This window comes from Sphingomonas aerolata (genome assembly GCF_023935825.1).
Classification (GTDB): domain Bacteria; phylum Pseudomonadota; class Alphaproteobacteria; order Sphingomonadales; family Sphingomonadaceae; genus Sphingomonas; species Sphingomonas aerolata.
In genome coordinates this window covers 1,827,471-1,841,787 of the sequence record NZ_CP098762.1, presented here as the reverse complement: position 1 = coordinate 1,841,787, position 14,317 = coordinate 1,827,471, and the positions used below count along the sequence as shown (strand labels likewise).

The 14,317-nt window shown below is 62.4% G+C and carries 17 protein-coding genes; 8 read left to right on the top strand and 9 right to left on the bottom strand.

The genetic code is table 11. The annotated features are described in order from the left end of the window. Positions 1-38: 38 nt before the first annotated feature. Together NEF64_RS08600 and NEF64_RS08595 are read right to left on the bottom strand one after the other, a co-directional pair. Positions 39-323 (bottom strand): helix-turn-helix domain-containing protein, encoded by a 285-nt coding sequence (locus tag NEF64_RS08600; RefSeq protein WP_031393558.1) that lies wholly within the window; start codon positions 321-323, stop codon positions 39-41. After that, positions 320-661, bottom strand: a complete 342-nt coding sequence (locus tag NEF64_RS08595) for a type II toxin-antitoxin system RelE/ParE family toxin (protein ID WP_031393557.1) — start codon at positions 659-661, stop codon at positions 320-322. Before NEF64_RS08595 ends, NEF64_RS08600 begins: the two co-directional genes overlap by 4 nt. Positions 662-1,081: 420 nt before the next feature. Here NEF64_RS08595 and NEF64_RS08590 point away from each other — a divergent pair, with 420 nt between their 5' ends. From NEF64_RS08590 to NEF64_RS08575, 4 genes are read left to right on the top strand one after another with little or no spacing between them, the layout of a single operon-like run. Then, positions 1,082-2,089, top strand: coding sequence for a recombinase family protein (locus NEF64_RS08590; RefSeq protein WP_252574842.1), 1,008 nt, complete (start codon positions 1,082-1,084; stop codon positions 2,087-2,089). Beyond that, positions 2,086-2,808 (top strand): hypothetical protein, encoded by a 723-nt coding sequence (locus NEF64_RS08585; protein ID WP_252574840.1) that lies wholly within the window; start codon positions 2,086-2,088, stop codon positions 2,806-2,808. Before NEF64_RS08590 ends, NEF64_RS08585 begins: the two co-directional genes overlap by 4 nt. A gap of 31 nt (positions 2,809-2,839) precedes the next feature. Next, positions 2,840-3,634, top strand: coding sequence for a MobA/MobL family protein (locus NEF64_RS08580; protein ID WP_056405788.1), 795 nt, complete (start codon positions 2,840-2,842; stop codon positions 3,632-3,634). Further along, entirely contained in the window at positions 3,631-4,122 is a 492-nt protein-coding gene (locus NEF64_RS08575) for a hypothetical protein (RefSeq protein WP_056405789.1), read from the top strand. The genes NEF64_RS08580 and NEF64_RS08575 overlap by 4 nt, the downstream gene beginning before the upstream one ends. A gap of 862 nt (positions 4,123-4,984) precedes the next feature. On the opposite strand, the gene NEF64_RS08570 is transcribed toward NEF64_RS08575, so the two are convergent. Beyond that, complete coding sequence (locus NEF64_RS08570; RefSeq protein WP_056405790.1) at positions 4,985-5,821, bottom strand: NmrA family NAD(P)-binding protein; 837 nt, start codon at positions 5,819-5,821, stop codon at positions 4,985-4,987. Further along, complete coding sequence (locus tag NEF64_RS08565; protein WP_235516312.1) at positions 5,814-6,269, bottom strand: nuclear transport factor 2 family protein; 456 nt, start codon at positions 6,267-6,269, stop codon at positions 5,814-5,816. Before NEF64_RS08565 ends, NEF64_RS08570 begins: the two co-directional genes overlap by 8 nt. 57 nt (positions 6,270-6,326) lie before the next feature. Here NEF64_RS08565 and NEF64_RS08560 point away from each other — a divergent pair, with 57 nt between their 5' ends. Further along, a complete protein-coding gene (locus NEF64_RS08560) occupies positions 6,327-6,941 on the top strand; it encodes a TetR/AcrR family transcriptional regulator (RefSeq protein ID WP_249403404.1) in 615 nt (204 codons plus the stop codon). Positions 6,942-7,105: 164 nt separating this feature from the next. Here the strand turns inward: NEF64_RS08560 and NEF64_RS08555 are convergent, their stop codons facing one another. Further along, the gene (locus NEF64_RS08555; protein ID WP_056405792.1) at positions 7,106-7,834 is read right to left on the bottom strand and encodes an SDR family oxidoreductase; all 729 of its coding nucleotides are present in this window, start codon (positions 7,832-7,834) and stop codon (positions 7,106-7,108) included. A gap of 51 nt (positions 7,835-7,885) precedes the next feature. Between NEF64_RS08555 and NEF64_RS08550 the strand changes: the two genes are divergently transcribed. Continuing rightward, positions 7,886-8,860, top strand: a complete 975-nt coding sequence (locus NEF64_RS08550; protein ID WP_235516313.1) for an AraC family transcriptional regulator — start codon at positions 7,886-7,888, stop codon at positions 8,858-8,860. 456 nt (positions 8,861-9,316) lie between these two features. Here the strand turns inward: NEF64_RS08550 and NEF64_RS08545 are convergent, their stop codons facing one another. Beyond that, the gene (locus tag NEF64_RS08545; protein ID WP_056024474.1) at positions 9,317-9,727 is read right to left on the bottom strand and encodes a (R)-mandelonitrile lyase; all 411 of its coding nucleotides are present in this window, start codon (positions 9,725-9,727) and stop codon (positions 9,317-9,319) included. Positions 9,728-9,864: 137 nt separating this feature from the next. Continuing rightward, positions 9,865-10,611 (bottom strand): SDR family oxidoreductase, encoded by a 747-nt coding sequence (locus NEF64_RS08540; protein WP_056405834.1) that lies wholly within the window; start codon positions 10,609-10,611, stop codon positions 9,865-9,867. A 287-nt stretch (positions 10,612-10,898) separates the two neighbouring features. Between NEF64_RS08540 and NEF64_RS08535 the strand changes: the two genes are divergently transcribed. Next, positions 10,899-11,981 carry a glycoside hydrolase family 43 protein gene (locus NEF64_RS08535; protein ID WP_243693490.1) on the top strand — a complete coding sequence of 361 codons (1,083 nt, stop codon included), beginning with the start codon at positions 10,899-10,901 and terminating at the stop codon, positions 11,979-11,981. Here NEF64_RS08535 and NEF64_RS08530 read toward each other — a convergent pair. Together NEF64_RS08530 and NEF64_RS08525 are read right to left on the bottom strand one after the other, a co-directional pair. Next, positions 11,978-12,463: a PaaI family thioesterase gene (locus NEF64_RS08530; RefSeq protein ID WP_056024468.1), complete on the bottom strand. Its 486-nt coding sequence runs from the start codon at positions 12,461-12,463 to the stop codon at positions 11,978-11,980. The genes NEF64_RS08535 and NEF64_RS08530 overlap by 4 nt on opposite strands. Positions 12,464-12,587: 124 nt before the next feature. Then, on the bottom strand, positions 12,588-13,370 hold the full coding sequence (locus NEF64_RS08525) for a glucose 1-dehydrogenase (RefSeq protein WP_056024464.1): 783 nt from the start codon (positions 13,368-13,370) through the stop codon (positions 12,588-12,590). Between the two features lie 179 nt (positions 13,371-13,549). Between NEF64_RS08525 and NEF64_RS08520 the strand changes: the two genes are divergently transcribed. After that, positions 13,550-14,245 carry a RibD family protein gene (locus NEF64_RS08520; RefSeq protein ID WP_056024461.1) on the top strand — a complete coding sequence of 232 codons (696 nt, stop codon included), beginning with the start codon at positions 13,550-13,552 and terminating at the stop codon, positions 14,243-14,245. The last annotated feature ends 72 nt before the right edge of the window (positions 14,246-14,317 follow it).

Below are 14,317 nucleotides of genomic sequence, written 5' to 3'. Positions count from 1 at the left end.
TGGCAAACATCATCGTCATTGCGTTCTTGTTCAGGACGCTACGCCCGCTGAACGAGTTGCTCGATGGTCTCTGGTTCGGCTTTGATCAGCGACAATAGGACTCGCGCCGGCGCATCTGGCTGGCTGCGGCTTTGCTCCCAGTCCCGCACTGTACCCAGCGGGAGATGGTATGCGCGGGCAAACTGATCCTGTGTCTTACCCGTACGTTTGCGGATCGCCGCCACATCGATGGGTGCCGCTACCCTTGCGTGACCCGTTTCCCCGTTGGCATGAGCGATAGCGTCACTGAGGCCGGCTGCGATCTTGTCGAAGGCACTCTTCATTTTTTCCTCCTAAGGCTGTCGGTCAGCGTCTTGGTAAAAGTGGCAAGAGCATTACGCTCGCCCTTGGTCAGGTTAGCTTTTTCGTTCTTCCCGAAGACGGTCAGCAGGAACGTCGGTACATTCATGCCCGCATAGTAGGTGATCACCCGATATCCGCCAGATTTACCGCCGCCCGGTCGCGCTACCCTTAACTTCCGAGCCCCGCCGCACCCCGGCATGATCTCACCGGCTTCCGGATTGGCAGCGATCAGATCGACCACCATCTGCTGCTCCTCGGCACTCATGCCAACGTCCTTCGCGGCCGCAAGGTAGGCACTGGTTTCGATGACGGACTGCATACGACAGCATGTACGGGATACCCGTAGTTAGTCAAGTGGGTAGCATTTGGTTGGGAGGCACCAGAACGCGGGCGGTAGCCCCCTGCCCCACAGTCTGAACGAACGTCTGTTTACCGCAATCGCCGCCCGAAAACGGCCGGGCCGCTATCCACCAGTTTTCACTAATCTCCGCGACGGGTTAGCGGCAGATTCTTCTCTAGGGGAGTAGGACGGGAAGGCCAATCTTGCTGGCGGCTATGTAGGTGATGTGCGACCGACGCCCCCACTCCGCTGCTCCAGCAGCTTGGCCATCGAGCTGTCAAAGCTGCTGGCGCGCGATCTTGCACGAACCGAGTTCCGAAGACGAGCTGCTCTGAACAGGACAGCAGAAGGCTATAATGTAGACGGGAACGTTCAGCGAAACGAGGTTGAGGAAAGCTGATGCGCGTAGTGCTGTATGCACGCTATTCAACGGATCTCCAAGATCCGCTATCGATCGACACGCAGTTGACGATGTGCCGTCGCGAACTTGCACAGCGAAAATGGACCGAGGTCGGATGCTACACAGATGGTGCAAAGTCCGGCGCAACAATCTACCGGGCCGGGCTACAGGCGTTACTTGCCGCGGTAGGAACCGGGGGCGTTGACGTAGTGTTCGCAGATGCGATGGACCGGGTGTCGCGAAGCCAGGCGGACATTGCTTCGCTGTACGAAAGACTGAAGTTCCGCGGCATCCTCCTTGTCACACGCAAGGAAGGCGAGGTCGGGGCGCTGCAAATCGGCATGATGGGAACGATCAACGCCGAACAGATTGCCGCGACCAGCTTGAAAACTCGCGATGCTCTAATCAAGCGGCACGCAATGGGAAAGAATCCCGGCGGCACTGCCTATGGCTATGAGAACCGCATCGCCTACGACCTGTACGGCGAACGTACCAGGGGTCTGCAGCAGATCGTGCCGGCGCAAGCCGCTATCGTCGTACGGATCTTCGAAGACTATGCTGCTGGCATATCGCCCGGCAGCATAGTCCGCCGCCTTAACGAGGAAGGCGTACCGCCCCCGCGCAGCGGTCGACGTGATCGGGCAACGTCGAGCAATCCACCTGCATGGACGCCCAACACGCTGACCGGCAACGCTGAGCGTGGTACTGGCATTCTCAACAACCAACTTTATGTCGGTAGACGCGCTTACGCCCGCCAGACGTACCGCAAGAATCCCGATACCGGTACGGTACCAACGGCGCGCGGATCACGATGGGCGAACGTGCGATCTCGGCGAGCATTGCCGCACGCGGCGCGGCGCTCACGCAGCTTCAGCGGGCCGACCGGCTCGGCGCCTTCAGGCCGGGCAAGCCCGAGCAGATCGTCACGCGCAAACCGCGCTACCTGCCGGGTCAGGAACGACGTCCCGGCTATGAGGCAGCGCGCGCTGCGCACGCAGGCGCAGTGACCGTCGCACGCGAACAGCTCGGCGCGCAGCGCGCGCAGGCACGTGCGACGATCATCGCGTGGCGGCGGAGCTTCGCCGCCGAGATCAACGCCGGCAACTGGCGCGGGCGCGGCGACCAGCTGAACGCGACGCGCAAGCTGTTCGGGATGCACTTCGCCGGAATCGAACGGGAGCTGATGGCGGCGACCGCACCGGCACTGGCCGCGCTCGATGCCGCGGCTCGCTTCCCCTCCTACGACGCATGGTGCGCAGGCGCGAGCGCCCCGTCTGTCCCGCAGGCACTCGGCCTTGCGGTGCCGATGGTGGTCGCGTCGTCCGGCGACCATGCCGCCGCGGGCGTTCCGGTCGCGGGCTATGAGTGGCAGCGCCGCGAAGGCGTCTGTATTTACCGCCGCGTCGGCCATCCCCGCGTGGCAGCACTCGTGCGCGATGGTGCGGAACGCGTGCGCGTCGTGCCGGACGCGGCGATGCGCCATGTGGCGGCGCTGCCGGCGCTCGGCATGCCGTGCCTGTGCCGCGCGGGCGAGGACTGCTTGCTCCAGCTGCCCGCGTTCTTCCTCCCCGATCCTGACGAAACCGAGGCCGGGCTGATCCGCGTCGCGCAGGCGACGTGGAAGCGCTGGGCCGAGCAGCATGCCGCCTGGACCGGGCACGACCACCCCGCGCGCGTCGCGCTGCAGGCGCTGGCAGACCGCGCCGCTGGCGCCGGCGATGCCTGATCTCCTCCACCATCTCCAAGGAACATCACCCATGAACGCCATCACCACGCTGCACGCCCGCCGTGCGGTCAGCATCCGTCCGATCTCCGCCAAGGGCTTCCGCCTCTTCGACACCGATCGTCGCGCCACCCACGCGACGGTCACCGCCAACTACCTGTATGTCACACGTCAGGCCGGATGCGATGCGCTCGGCCCGCTCGACTTCCGGCACCGTGACGATCTTATCGCGCACGGGCTCGAGTTGTCTGCCAACCATCCGCGCTGGGCCGAGGAGGACGGCCGCATCTGGCGTGAGGCTGACGCGGCGACTGCCGGCCTCGCCCCTGACGCGGTGCGCGCCTGGCACGTCGTCGTCTCGCTGCCGAAGACCTGCGATACCGACGACTGGATCGCGATGGTGCGTAATTACGCGCGGACCACCATTGCCGCGCATGGTCCCGCCATCGCATGGGCGATCCACGCCAAACCTGACGGCGACGGTGGCTGTTGCGTCCCGCCGCACGCGCATCTCGTCATGACCACCCGCGTGTGGCGCCACGACGCCCGCCACGGCCACACCGTGCCGAGCTGGTGTGGCCCCGCCATGCAGGCGCGGCTTCACGCCGACTGGCTGGCGCTACTGCCGGACGCGATGCGCGCTGCGGCGATCACGCCCTACCGCGCCGGCACCTACACGCCCGCGCATCCCGACTGCGCTGCGCTCGCCGAGCTGTTCGGCAACACGGCCCCCACGACCAAAAAACCCATCGCCCGGCGCATCCGGCGCCGGCCCAGCCGCAGGATCAGAGAGGAGCGGAAGTGTCCCTTCGAAGGGAAGGGAAAATGAAGAAAGGCACCATCATGCTCACCCTCCAGCACTATCTCCGCGCCGCACGCGACCTGCTCGTCGGCGATGTCACCGCGCCCATGCTCAACTTCAGCGGCGGTCCGCTGCTCGACGAACAGCAGCTTCAGCCGCTCTGCGCCTTCGTGCGCGAAAGCCAGCAGGAGCTGGTCTATCTGCACTTCGGGGCCGATCTCGACGACGGACCGCTCACCTTCCAGTCGATCGTCCCGCGCCGCAACGTCATCGTCATCTGCCCGGCGGGCGAGCTGTGGGCCCCGCTCGGCAGCGGGCGTTGCGCGCTCGTCGGTGCCGATGACCACAGTGGCTATCAAGCGTTCGCGGGCGGCGAACTCGCCTTCCACAAGGGCAGTCGCGCCGCCGACCTGCAGCCCGGCATCCAACGCGCGCGCAAGCGGCTCATCGCTCGAGCACGCACGGTCTCGGTAGACGGAACCGAGCGCAACACGCGCGCTATCCTGCGCGCCTGAAAGTCACGCCTGCCTCACCTGCGCCGGCTACACGCCGGCGCACCCTTTCAGCAGATCAGAAAGAGCGAAGTGTAAAATGGAAGGGAAAACAAGAAGGGGTTCCGCTAAAGCGGATACGATCCGGACCTTACCAAACCGTTAAGCGCCTGACCCGCCGCACATTTTCTTTTCAGACGCGGCGTTCGGGCAACATCGACCATGGATTGTCGGCCGCGCTGCCGAGCGGCGCTCATCTTCCTATTTTTCCTTTCCCTTATTTGCACAACTATGTGCCTGGCATGGAAAAGTAGGCGCATGGTTAATGCACCTTACGCATGACGCATCGGTCAATTGACGTTCGGGCTGCTATCGTATTTTTGGCAAAGTTCGCTCTTTTAATTATCTTGTCGTCCTTGAGCCGGTTCGATGAATTGCGGTTTCATCTCATATGAACTGGGCCTGTTATCATATACCCGGAGGCGCGCGGAGTTCTGGCACTATCTGCAGCGACTTGTCGATGCAGGCTACGGTTGGCGGATCATGTTCGGGTCCGCCTAGATCGTGTGGCCAGACGCCATCGCAATCGCAATAGCAATCGAATCTATTTGAACCGCGCCCTTCTGAAATCCGCAACAAAAGCGCGATATTACACAAAACAACACCGCCCGTTTTCTGAGATTGCCTAACTATGACTGCCCAAGCTGAAGTAGCGGGCGACTGACCGTTCACGACGCAGCGGAACCGACCCACATGCAGACATTCGCGACGTCTGTTCGTTCACCCAACTGCGGTCATTCATTCATGTGAGAAATACGGGTCATGCCGCATGCCTGCGCCCCGACTATCCGTATACCAAAGCGACGGATCCACCCCGCCCAAAGACCTAAATGCCTTTCAATGTGGCGCGCTGCGAAACAAGGAAACTCGCAAGTGATGTCGCAGGTCTACCGGTTAACTCATAAACGTTCCTGGTCGTGCGATCCTCCGCACCCCCTGCGATCAGTTCGTCCATGCCGGCAAGTGCCGCCGCATAATCTTGAGGAAGGCCGGAAGCGATATAGCGAGCCGTCAATTTCTGCATGGAAAGGCGGTAATGCCGCACCGGCCGACCGATTACCTGACTTATTGCGCGTGCCACCTCGTCATAGGTAAGCGCCTCGGGTCCGGTCAGCACATGATCGCCGGACACCAGCGTCGGATCGCACAGCGCTGCGACCGCGACGGCAGCGATGTCTGCGGCGTCGATAAACGGTATGCGCCCATCCGCTGTCGCAGAATAGATACATCCGCTGTCCAGGATCGATGGCAGATGCTGGGTCGTAAGGTTCTGCATGAACCAACTTGGACGCAGAACCGTCCAGCGCGGAGCATGGGCATGAAGCCAGGCGTGTACCTCACCCATCATGGGAGCACCTTCGGCAAGCGAAGACGCGCTCAGCAGCAGCAATCGCCCTGATACCCGGGCAACTGCCTGTTCAAGAAAGGGCAGCATGACGGAGAGGTGGTCGGCACGATCTGTCGGTGCAACCAGATACACGGACGTCACGCCATCCAGCGCTGCGCCATAGGTCGTCGTGTCCGTCCATTCGAACCGGACCTGATTGGATGACGAGGGTCGCCGGGTTGCGATCCGCGCCTCAATGCCACGATCGGTGAGCTTATCCGCGACTAACCGTCCGGTCTTGCCGGTGCCGCCAGTCACCAAGACCCGATCATGCATGCCCGCCCTCCCCGGTCGTGAGCGCATCCACTAGCGCAGCACCTTTGGTTGCGCGCAACACGACGAGCGGGTTCCAGTAATCCCGGTAATGAACGATACGCCCACCGGCCGTGCGGATCACAGAGACATAACGTTGGTCGTACGGCTCACCCGTCGCCACGCCGCGTCCGAAACCCTCAAACTCGATAATGACGACATTGGGATCGGTTGATGGATGAACGACTGCCGCTCCCATGCGATCAAAGGCGATTATCTCGCTCAATCCCATCAAGTGCGTGGCAATGGCGGCCCGCCCTTCCAGGCGTGTCGGAAGCCCAGCTGGCGAGTACGGGAATTCCATTACCCCGTCCTCGGCCATCATTTCGACGAAGCTGCTGGCGTCAGCGTCGATCCTGTCGCCCAGTGTCTGACGGAGCAGTGACGAGAAGCTTTCAATATTTTCGGTCATGAACTATGCCTCGATCGACGGAACGCTACCGTTCCATCCATAGATAAAGGCCTCGCGATGGAACGCAACCGTTCCGACGATAAAATCGATCGTGCCCGTTCACCGAGCGGTGCGGCTGTCATGCGCACCGACGTGACTGAGGCTCTGACCCGAGCCTTCTTTAACGACTGGGCAAGCGCCGGCTATTCAGGTCTCAGCCTGGAGCGTGTCGCGCGATCGGCAGGGGTGGGGAAAGCCGCGCTTTACAGACGATGGCCTGACAAGGCTGCAATGGCCAGCGACCTTCTATCACGCGTGGGCCTGACGATCACAGATGTCGAGGAACAGGGGTCTCTGGAAGGCGACCTGAAAGCAGCACTGTTCGCCATTCGCCGAGTGCTTCGCCATCGTCAGGTGAGGCGCATCGTCATGGATCTTCACGCAGAGATGGAACGGACCCCAGCGCTAGGACAGACGATACGGCCGTTCCAGCGTGCCCGGCGTGAGCGGATCAATGCATTGATCGATCGCGCTATCGAGCGGGGTGAGGTAGCGCCCTCTATCGATCGCGAGACGGCAGCAGACCTTGTCGCAGCCCCGCTTTATTGGCGTTTGGCGGTTTTGGGCAGACGATCGGATCGAACTCATGTTGAGCAGTTGGCCCGAATGATTGCATCCGCTCTTCGAGCCTAAAAACAAACTGCGACCTTATGAAAGAAGGTTGCACGAATAACAGGATAAGGCCGGTCTCGGTGAATCGTACGGCTGACCCAGAAACCGTAATTCAAGCGGTGCCGAGCGCCAACCTAAAGCGGACGCTTGTTCACGACACGAACAAGCGTCCGCGTGCGCGGTGGCTACCAGGCTACCACGCCTGCATCATCGTAGAACCCGCCGGTTGGGCCGTCGTCCGCCAGCGTGGCAAGGCGGACAGCGATGGCGGCACCCTGCTCCGGGGTGCGAGGCCCGGTGTGTTGATTGAGATCGGTCGCCGTGTAGCCGGGACAGGCGGCATTCACTTTGAAGCCGAGTGGCGCCAGTTCCTTGGCGAACGCCACCGTCACGGCGTTCAGAGCAGACTTCGAGCTGTTGTAACCGAGCAGGTTCGCCTCGTGCGCCATCGGTGCGTCGAAGTCCGACGCCCACGCCAGTGAGCCCAGGCTGCTGGACATCATGACGATCCTCGGGGCGTCGGAGGCTTTCAGCAAGGGCAAGAAGGCCTGTGTTGCCCGAATCGCGCCAAACACATTCACCTCGTAGATCGTCCGCACATCCAAGATCCGGTCGTTGCTCGGCGCAACCCAACCCGTGGATATGCCGGCATTGTTGACGAGCACGTCGAGCTTGTCCGTCGCGCCCGCCAGCGCTTCGGTAGCCGCTTCGACGCTGACGTCGTCGGCGACATCGATCGTCAGCGAGCGGATGTCGAGACCTTCGTTCCGCAGCACGTCTGCCGCGGCTTCGCCCCGCCGTTGGTCGCGGCTGCCCAGCCAGACGGTGTAGCCGAGCTTGCCGAGCCCCCGCGCGATTTCCAGTCCGATACCCTTGTTCGCTCCCGTCACCAGAGCCGTTCGATTGTCCGTCATAGTCGTTCCTCCAGAAGGTGACCTCCAGATGGGATGTCGCTGGCGTGCGGCATGCGCGATCCGCGCGAGAACTTGCCTGATCCGATCAGTCACCTTGTCCTGAGCGGCGGATCGACACACGTTGGCTGGATGAAAGAGATGTTGGATAGCCTCTGTACCATCGTCGATCGGCATGCCGCCGGTCGCTATCAGCCCAGTGCACTACCACGCGTGGCGCTCTACAAGGACGGCGCCGCGCCGCAGCCGGTCGCGGGCGTCTACCAGCCGATGATGGCGCTGATCGTCAGCGGCGCCAAGGAGATCGCGATCGGCGACCGCCACCTCCGCTATGACCCAGCCAGCTACTTTATCGCTACGGTCGAACTGCCAGCCTCGGGCTGCGTCAAGCTGGATCTCCCGGATCAACGCTATCTGGCGGTCAGCCTCGACCTGGACAGCGAGCTACTTGCGTCGGTGCTGGCGGACGTCGAAACGGAAATTCGCTCAGCCGAGCCAGCCTTCGCGGTCAATCCGGTCACAGCCGATCTGCTCGACGCGTGGCTACGGCTCCTTCGCCTATTGGACACGCCGCAGGATATCGCCGCGCTCGGGCCGCTTTACGAACGCGAGATCCTGTACCGACTGGTGCAGGGCCCCCAGGGATCGATCGTCCGCCAGATCGCACGGGCGGACAGCCGCCTCTCGCAGGTGCGCCGCGCGATCGCGATGATCCGCAATCGGTTCGATCAGCCGATCCGCAGCGAGTCCTTGGCGGAGGCGGCGGGCATGAGCCCTGCCTCGTTCCATCGCCACTTTCGTACCGCCACTGCGATGAGCCCGTTGCAATATCAGAAAAGCTTGCGACTTCAGGAAGCCCGCCGGCTGATCGTCGCAGGGCGAGACGTCGCCGCTGCAGGCTATGCCGTCGGCTACGAGAGCGCATCGCAATTCAGCCGTGAATATGCCCGGCTGTTTGGCTTGGCGCCCTCGCGTGACGTCAAGGCACAGAAGCCGCATTTCTCTGGCTACGGCATAGGAGCGGCCTAGAGTACTGACCCATAGCCGGTCATTCGCGGTTCGTTTTCGGCTTCCCAACTTCAGACATTTGTTCATCGAAATATTTGTGGTCGGCTTCCGGGCTGCCGACGCGGGAGCGAACTTATAAGACGCGATCGCTCGCCATCGACCGCGTGCCAAGCCTCAGTTTAGGATGGCGCCGCTGTTCGCCCGCGTGAAGGCTTCGTCCGGATCAGGCGTCGCGCCTCTGTCCTGAGGGCGATCGCCGTATCCCGGTCGCTTGGCGAGATCGTTCCATCGACCCAAAATATCGACCTTGTAGACCGGTTCGCTCCAGTCGTTCGCACGACCTCGTCAAACGCGATCGATATTGCGTCATCGCCATAGCCGAGGATGCTGGTCACCCTCTCCGTGATCGCGTCAGCAAGCCGGCTTCTGATCGTCCGACTTGCCCGGCCATAGCTTGACGATGACGTGCGGTACCACTCAGCCCTTCGCCAACGGCGCGAGATATTGCTCGTCGCTCACCTTTTCCATCCAGGTTACGGGTGTGCCATTCACAGATTCCTGGATGGCGATGTGAGTCATGGCGTCATGCGCGGTCGCGCCATGCCAGTGCTTGTGTTCAGGGGGGCACCAGAGCTGGTCGCCCGCATGGAATTCGAGCTTCGGTCCGCCCTCGACCTGCGTCCAGCCGACACCTTCGGTGACGATGAGCGTCTGCCCGGCCGGGTGGGTATGCCAGGCGGTGCGTGCGCCCGGCTCGAAATGGACCACGGCACCGCCGACGCGCGACGGCTCGGGCCGCTGGAATTGTCCGGTGATCGTGACCTTGCCGGTGAAATACGCGTCGGGGCCGGGGACCGTCTTCAGGTCTGCCTTGCGGGATATATCCATCTTGCTCTTTCCTTGCTGTGCGTGTGCGACGCCATTGGACGCCAGGAGAATTGCCGAAATTGTCAGAACTCTGATCATCATCGTCCTCGATAAACAGTGCGCAACGCTGCGGTGGCCCTCTGCTGTGAAGCCAAAAATCATAATTGCTGCGCGGTCGGGCGGAAGATGATCTCGTTGATGTCGACATCATCGGGCTGACTGATCGCAAACGCCGCCATCCTGGCAAAGCTGTCGGCTGAGATACAGACCTTGCCGACATAATCGCTGTTTGCGGAGCGGACGCCCTCGTCCGAGATCTGCTCGAGCGACTCGGTCTTCACCGCGCCGGGGCACAGGATAGTGGTCCGGATGTTGTAGTCCTTCACTTCCTGACGGAAGCCTTCGCAGATGGCGCGGACCGCGAACTTCGTGCCGGAATAGACCGCCGATGCTGGGAAGACGACGTGGCCGGCAACGGAAGAGGTCGTGATCACCTGGCCCGATTTCTGCGCCTTCATATGCGGCAGCGCGGCCGCGATTCCGTACAGCACGCCCTTGATGTTGACGTCGACCATGCGGTCCCATTCATCCACCTTGAGGCTTTCCAAAGCCGACAGGGGCATAATCCCGGCATTGTTGATGAGGACGTCGATCCCGCCAAAGCGCTGTACGGCGGTGTCGACGAGGTTGGCGACCGCTGCACGGTCGGTAACGTCGGTCTGCACAGCCAGAGCCTGTCCGCCCGCCGCCACGATCTCTGCGACGAGCGTTTCGAGGCGACCTGTACGGCGCGCGCCGAGCACGACCGTCGCGCCGCACGCCGCCAGATGCCGTGCCGCCGCCTCGCCGAGGCCGCTCGAGGCGCCGGTAATCACGACGACCTTATCTTTGATACGGTCAGTCATTTCACTGCCCTCCATTTCAGCAATTGATCGGGGCGGCGATACGCCGACCTCGATGTGCTTACGTTGCAGACGGAATATGGGACACGCGGCAGGCTAGATTACCCGCTATCTGGTTGATGCTTCGATGAACAGATTTCATCAATCCGAACCATCAGCATCCAACGCGACTCCGCGATCGATTGGTCGACAAATCCGGAAGATTGTCTGGATGACACGCTGGTCATTCGCGTTAAATACGGCGAATACCGTTTCAAAGCACACCCGTCCAAACTGCAACGGACCCAGTAATGCCTTTGATCGATCGACGAATGCTGTTGGCGGGACTCGCCGTTGGCGCTGCCACTTCGAGGACTGCGTGGGCAGCCAATCCCGTTCTGCCGGGCTGGTACGCCGATCCGGAGATCCGCATTTTCGGCGATCGATACTGGATCTATCCGACCTATTCCGCCGACGGGCCCGTCCCCGCCCCGCCCAGCCGGTTCACCCGTTGGCAAACCCATGAACGCGCCTCGCCGACGATATGGAGCCCGTTTCTGCGACAGACGTTTCTCGACGCGTTCTCCTCGCCAGACCTGGTATCCTGGACCCGCCATCCGCGCGTCCTCGACGTCAAGGACGTCGACTGGGCGGCCTATGCGGTGTGGGCCCCTTCGGCGATCGAGCAGGATGGCCGCTATTTCCTGTTCTTCGGCGCGAACGACATCAAGACCGACCGACAGCGCGGCGGAATCGGCGTGGCGGTCAGCGACCGCCCGGAAGGCCCGTTCCGCGACGCGATCGGCAAACCCCTGATCGGCAGCATCGTCAACGGCGCGCAGCCGATCGACCAGATGGTGTTCCGCGACGACGATGGAACCTGCTACCTGTATTATGGCGGCTGGAAACACTGCAACGTTGTGAAGCTGTCGCGAGACCTCACCAGCCTCACCCCGTTCGCGGACGGCGAGACGTACAAGGCGATCACCCCCTCCGCCGACTATGTCGAGGGACCGTTCATGCTGAAGCGGCGCGGAATCTATTACCTGATGTGGTCGGAAGGCGAGTGGACGGGACCGCTGTACAGCGTCGCCTACGCTACGGCTTCCAACCCTCTCGGACCGTTCACACCGCGCGGCAAGATTCTCGAGCAGGACGCGCGCGTCGCTCGCGGCGCGGGGCATCATTCCGCTGTATGCATCCCTGGAACGGATGATTGGTATATCGTCTATCACCGACGTCCCCTGGGTGAGACGAACGGCAATCATCGTCAGGTCGCGATCGAGCGGATGCATTTCCGTAAAGACGGCAGCATAGCGCCGGTCGTTCTGACCCAGGGCGGCGTGACGGCCCGACGCCTGCCGGTGGCGACTAAAGCGAGGCCAGGCTCTTAGGAGGCGCCATCAGCCGGATTTGCTACCGCTTTTCGTGGTCGAAGTTCGAAGACGAGCAGCGTCGACGTCGCCGTCGCGCAGAGCTGCCCCTTCTCGTTGACCAGGGTCGCCTCCGAAAATGCGGCGCGACCGCCCATCGACACAAGGCGTCCGACCGCCCGGATCTTCCCGCTGGAATCGTTCAGCGGGCGTAGAAACGACACCTTCAACTCCAGCGTCGTATAGCCGAAGCCCGGTTTCAACCCGGTGTGCGCAGCGATGCCGCAGGCACTGTCGAGGATTGCCGAGATATACCCGCCGTGCACCGTTCCCATCGGATTGTAGGACGTGCCGTCCGGCGTGGCTTCGAAGACGGCATGCCCGTATTCGACCTCGACCAGCGAGATGCCGAGCTTTTCCCCGAGCGGAGGCTGCCGCCCGGTCGCCAGCATCGCGCGAACCTGGGCAAGCCCGTCAGGAGTGATCGGAAGGTCAGTCGTCATGGGTCGATCCCACATAGCGGTTCTTGGTAAAGCAGAGGCAACGACTGGATCTCAACGATTTCCAGGCGCTCGGAACGAGGCAGCGGCGCCACGACTGGCCGCTGCGCGCGCTGCCAGTACCTGATCAACCGCCAAGACCGACCGTCTGTCCACCATCCACGACCATCGCATGACCGACCATGAACGCAGCCGAGTCGGAGCAAATGTAGAGCACCGCGGCGGCGATCTCCTCGGGCTTGCCCATGCGGCCGATCGGCTCCTGCGCGATCATCTTCTTCTGGCCTTCCTCGGTACCGCCAGACACCCGGTCGGTGATCATCGGCGTTTCGATGATGCCGGGGCAGATGACGTTCACGCGGACATTGTCGCCGATATATTCGAGCGCAGCCGACTTGCTCATTCCGATCACGCCGTGCTTGACGGCAACGTACCCGGCCTGCCCTGCAATTCCGACGACGCCTGCGCCCGACGAGGTGTTGACGATCGCGCCGCCGCCCCGCTTCTGCATCAGCGGAATCTGGTATTTCATGCAGAGGAACACGCCGCGCAGATCGATCGCGGTCATGCGGTCGAAATCCTCCTCGCTGAGGTCCGCCAGCGGGATCTGCTGCTGCTCGATACCGGCGTTGTTGAACGCGATGTCGATGCCGCCAAAGGCCTCGACCGTCTTGTCGAGCGCGGTACGAACGTCCTCGCTCTTCGAGACGTCGCAGGTGATCCCGACCGCGCTGCCCCCCGCTGCCTCGATCGCCGCGACGACCTCGGCAACGCCGTCTCCGTTCAGATCAACGACGGCGACATGTGCACCAGCCTCGGCGAAGGCGATGGCAGTGGTGCGCCCAATTCCATTGGCGGCGCCGGTGACGAAGGCAATCTTGCCTGCGTAATTCTGGTTCTGGTCGGCCATCTCGATTTCCTTCGCGCTGAAGCGGCTCGATCGCCGCGGATATGGTTCAGAACGAAGTCGGTCGATGCCGCTTCCATGAAATCCCCTCACCGATCCGGTGCAGTAGCCTCATTGGGCCGACAGGCCGCTGCGGTCGTTCCTCGTGACTAGATTTAAAGACAAGCCCGGGATTCCCGTACATGAAGCCGCATATCATCTGTCACATGGCCAGCAGCATCGACGGCAGGATCCTGCCTGAACGCTGGACGCCAAGCGGCGCGCATTCGCATGATATTTACGAGGACCTGCATGACAGGCTCGGAGGCGGGTCATGGCTCGTCGGCCGTGTCACCGGCCAAGAGTTCGCCAAGCGCGACGCGTATCCGGACCAGCCGGAGGCGAGCTTTCTCCGTACCGCCTGGCTCCCGAACCACGCGGCGGAAGCGTATGGCATCGTGTTGGACGCTCATGGCAAGATCGCGTGGGGGCGTAGCGATGTAAGCGGCGATCCTATCGTGGTCGTGCTAACCAAGGCGGTATCGGACGCGCATCTCGCGGGACTGCGCGAGGACGGCGTCGGCTATGTCTTTGCCGGCGAGACCGACCTCGACCCGCACGAGGTCGTAGAAATTCTGAATACCGAACTGGGGATCGACCGCCTGCTCCTCGAAGGCGGCGGTCACCTCAACGGCGGCTTTCTCCGTGCCGGCCTCATCGACGAGATCAGCCTGATGCTCGTGCCTGCGATCGACGGGGCATCGGGCGCTCCGGCCGTTTTCGAAGGCTCCGGCACGGCGGCTTCGGAACGGTTGCCGATCGATACTCTGGCGTTGATGAGTCATGACGTCATGGACGGCGGGACCGTCTGGCTTCGGTACCGGGTCACTCCAGCCTGACGGTTCGCGGTTTTACGGGCGTGTGCATGAGCAGCGCTCACCAAGGCATCAACGTCTGGCTGAATTGTCGGT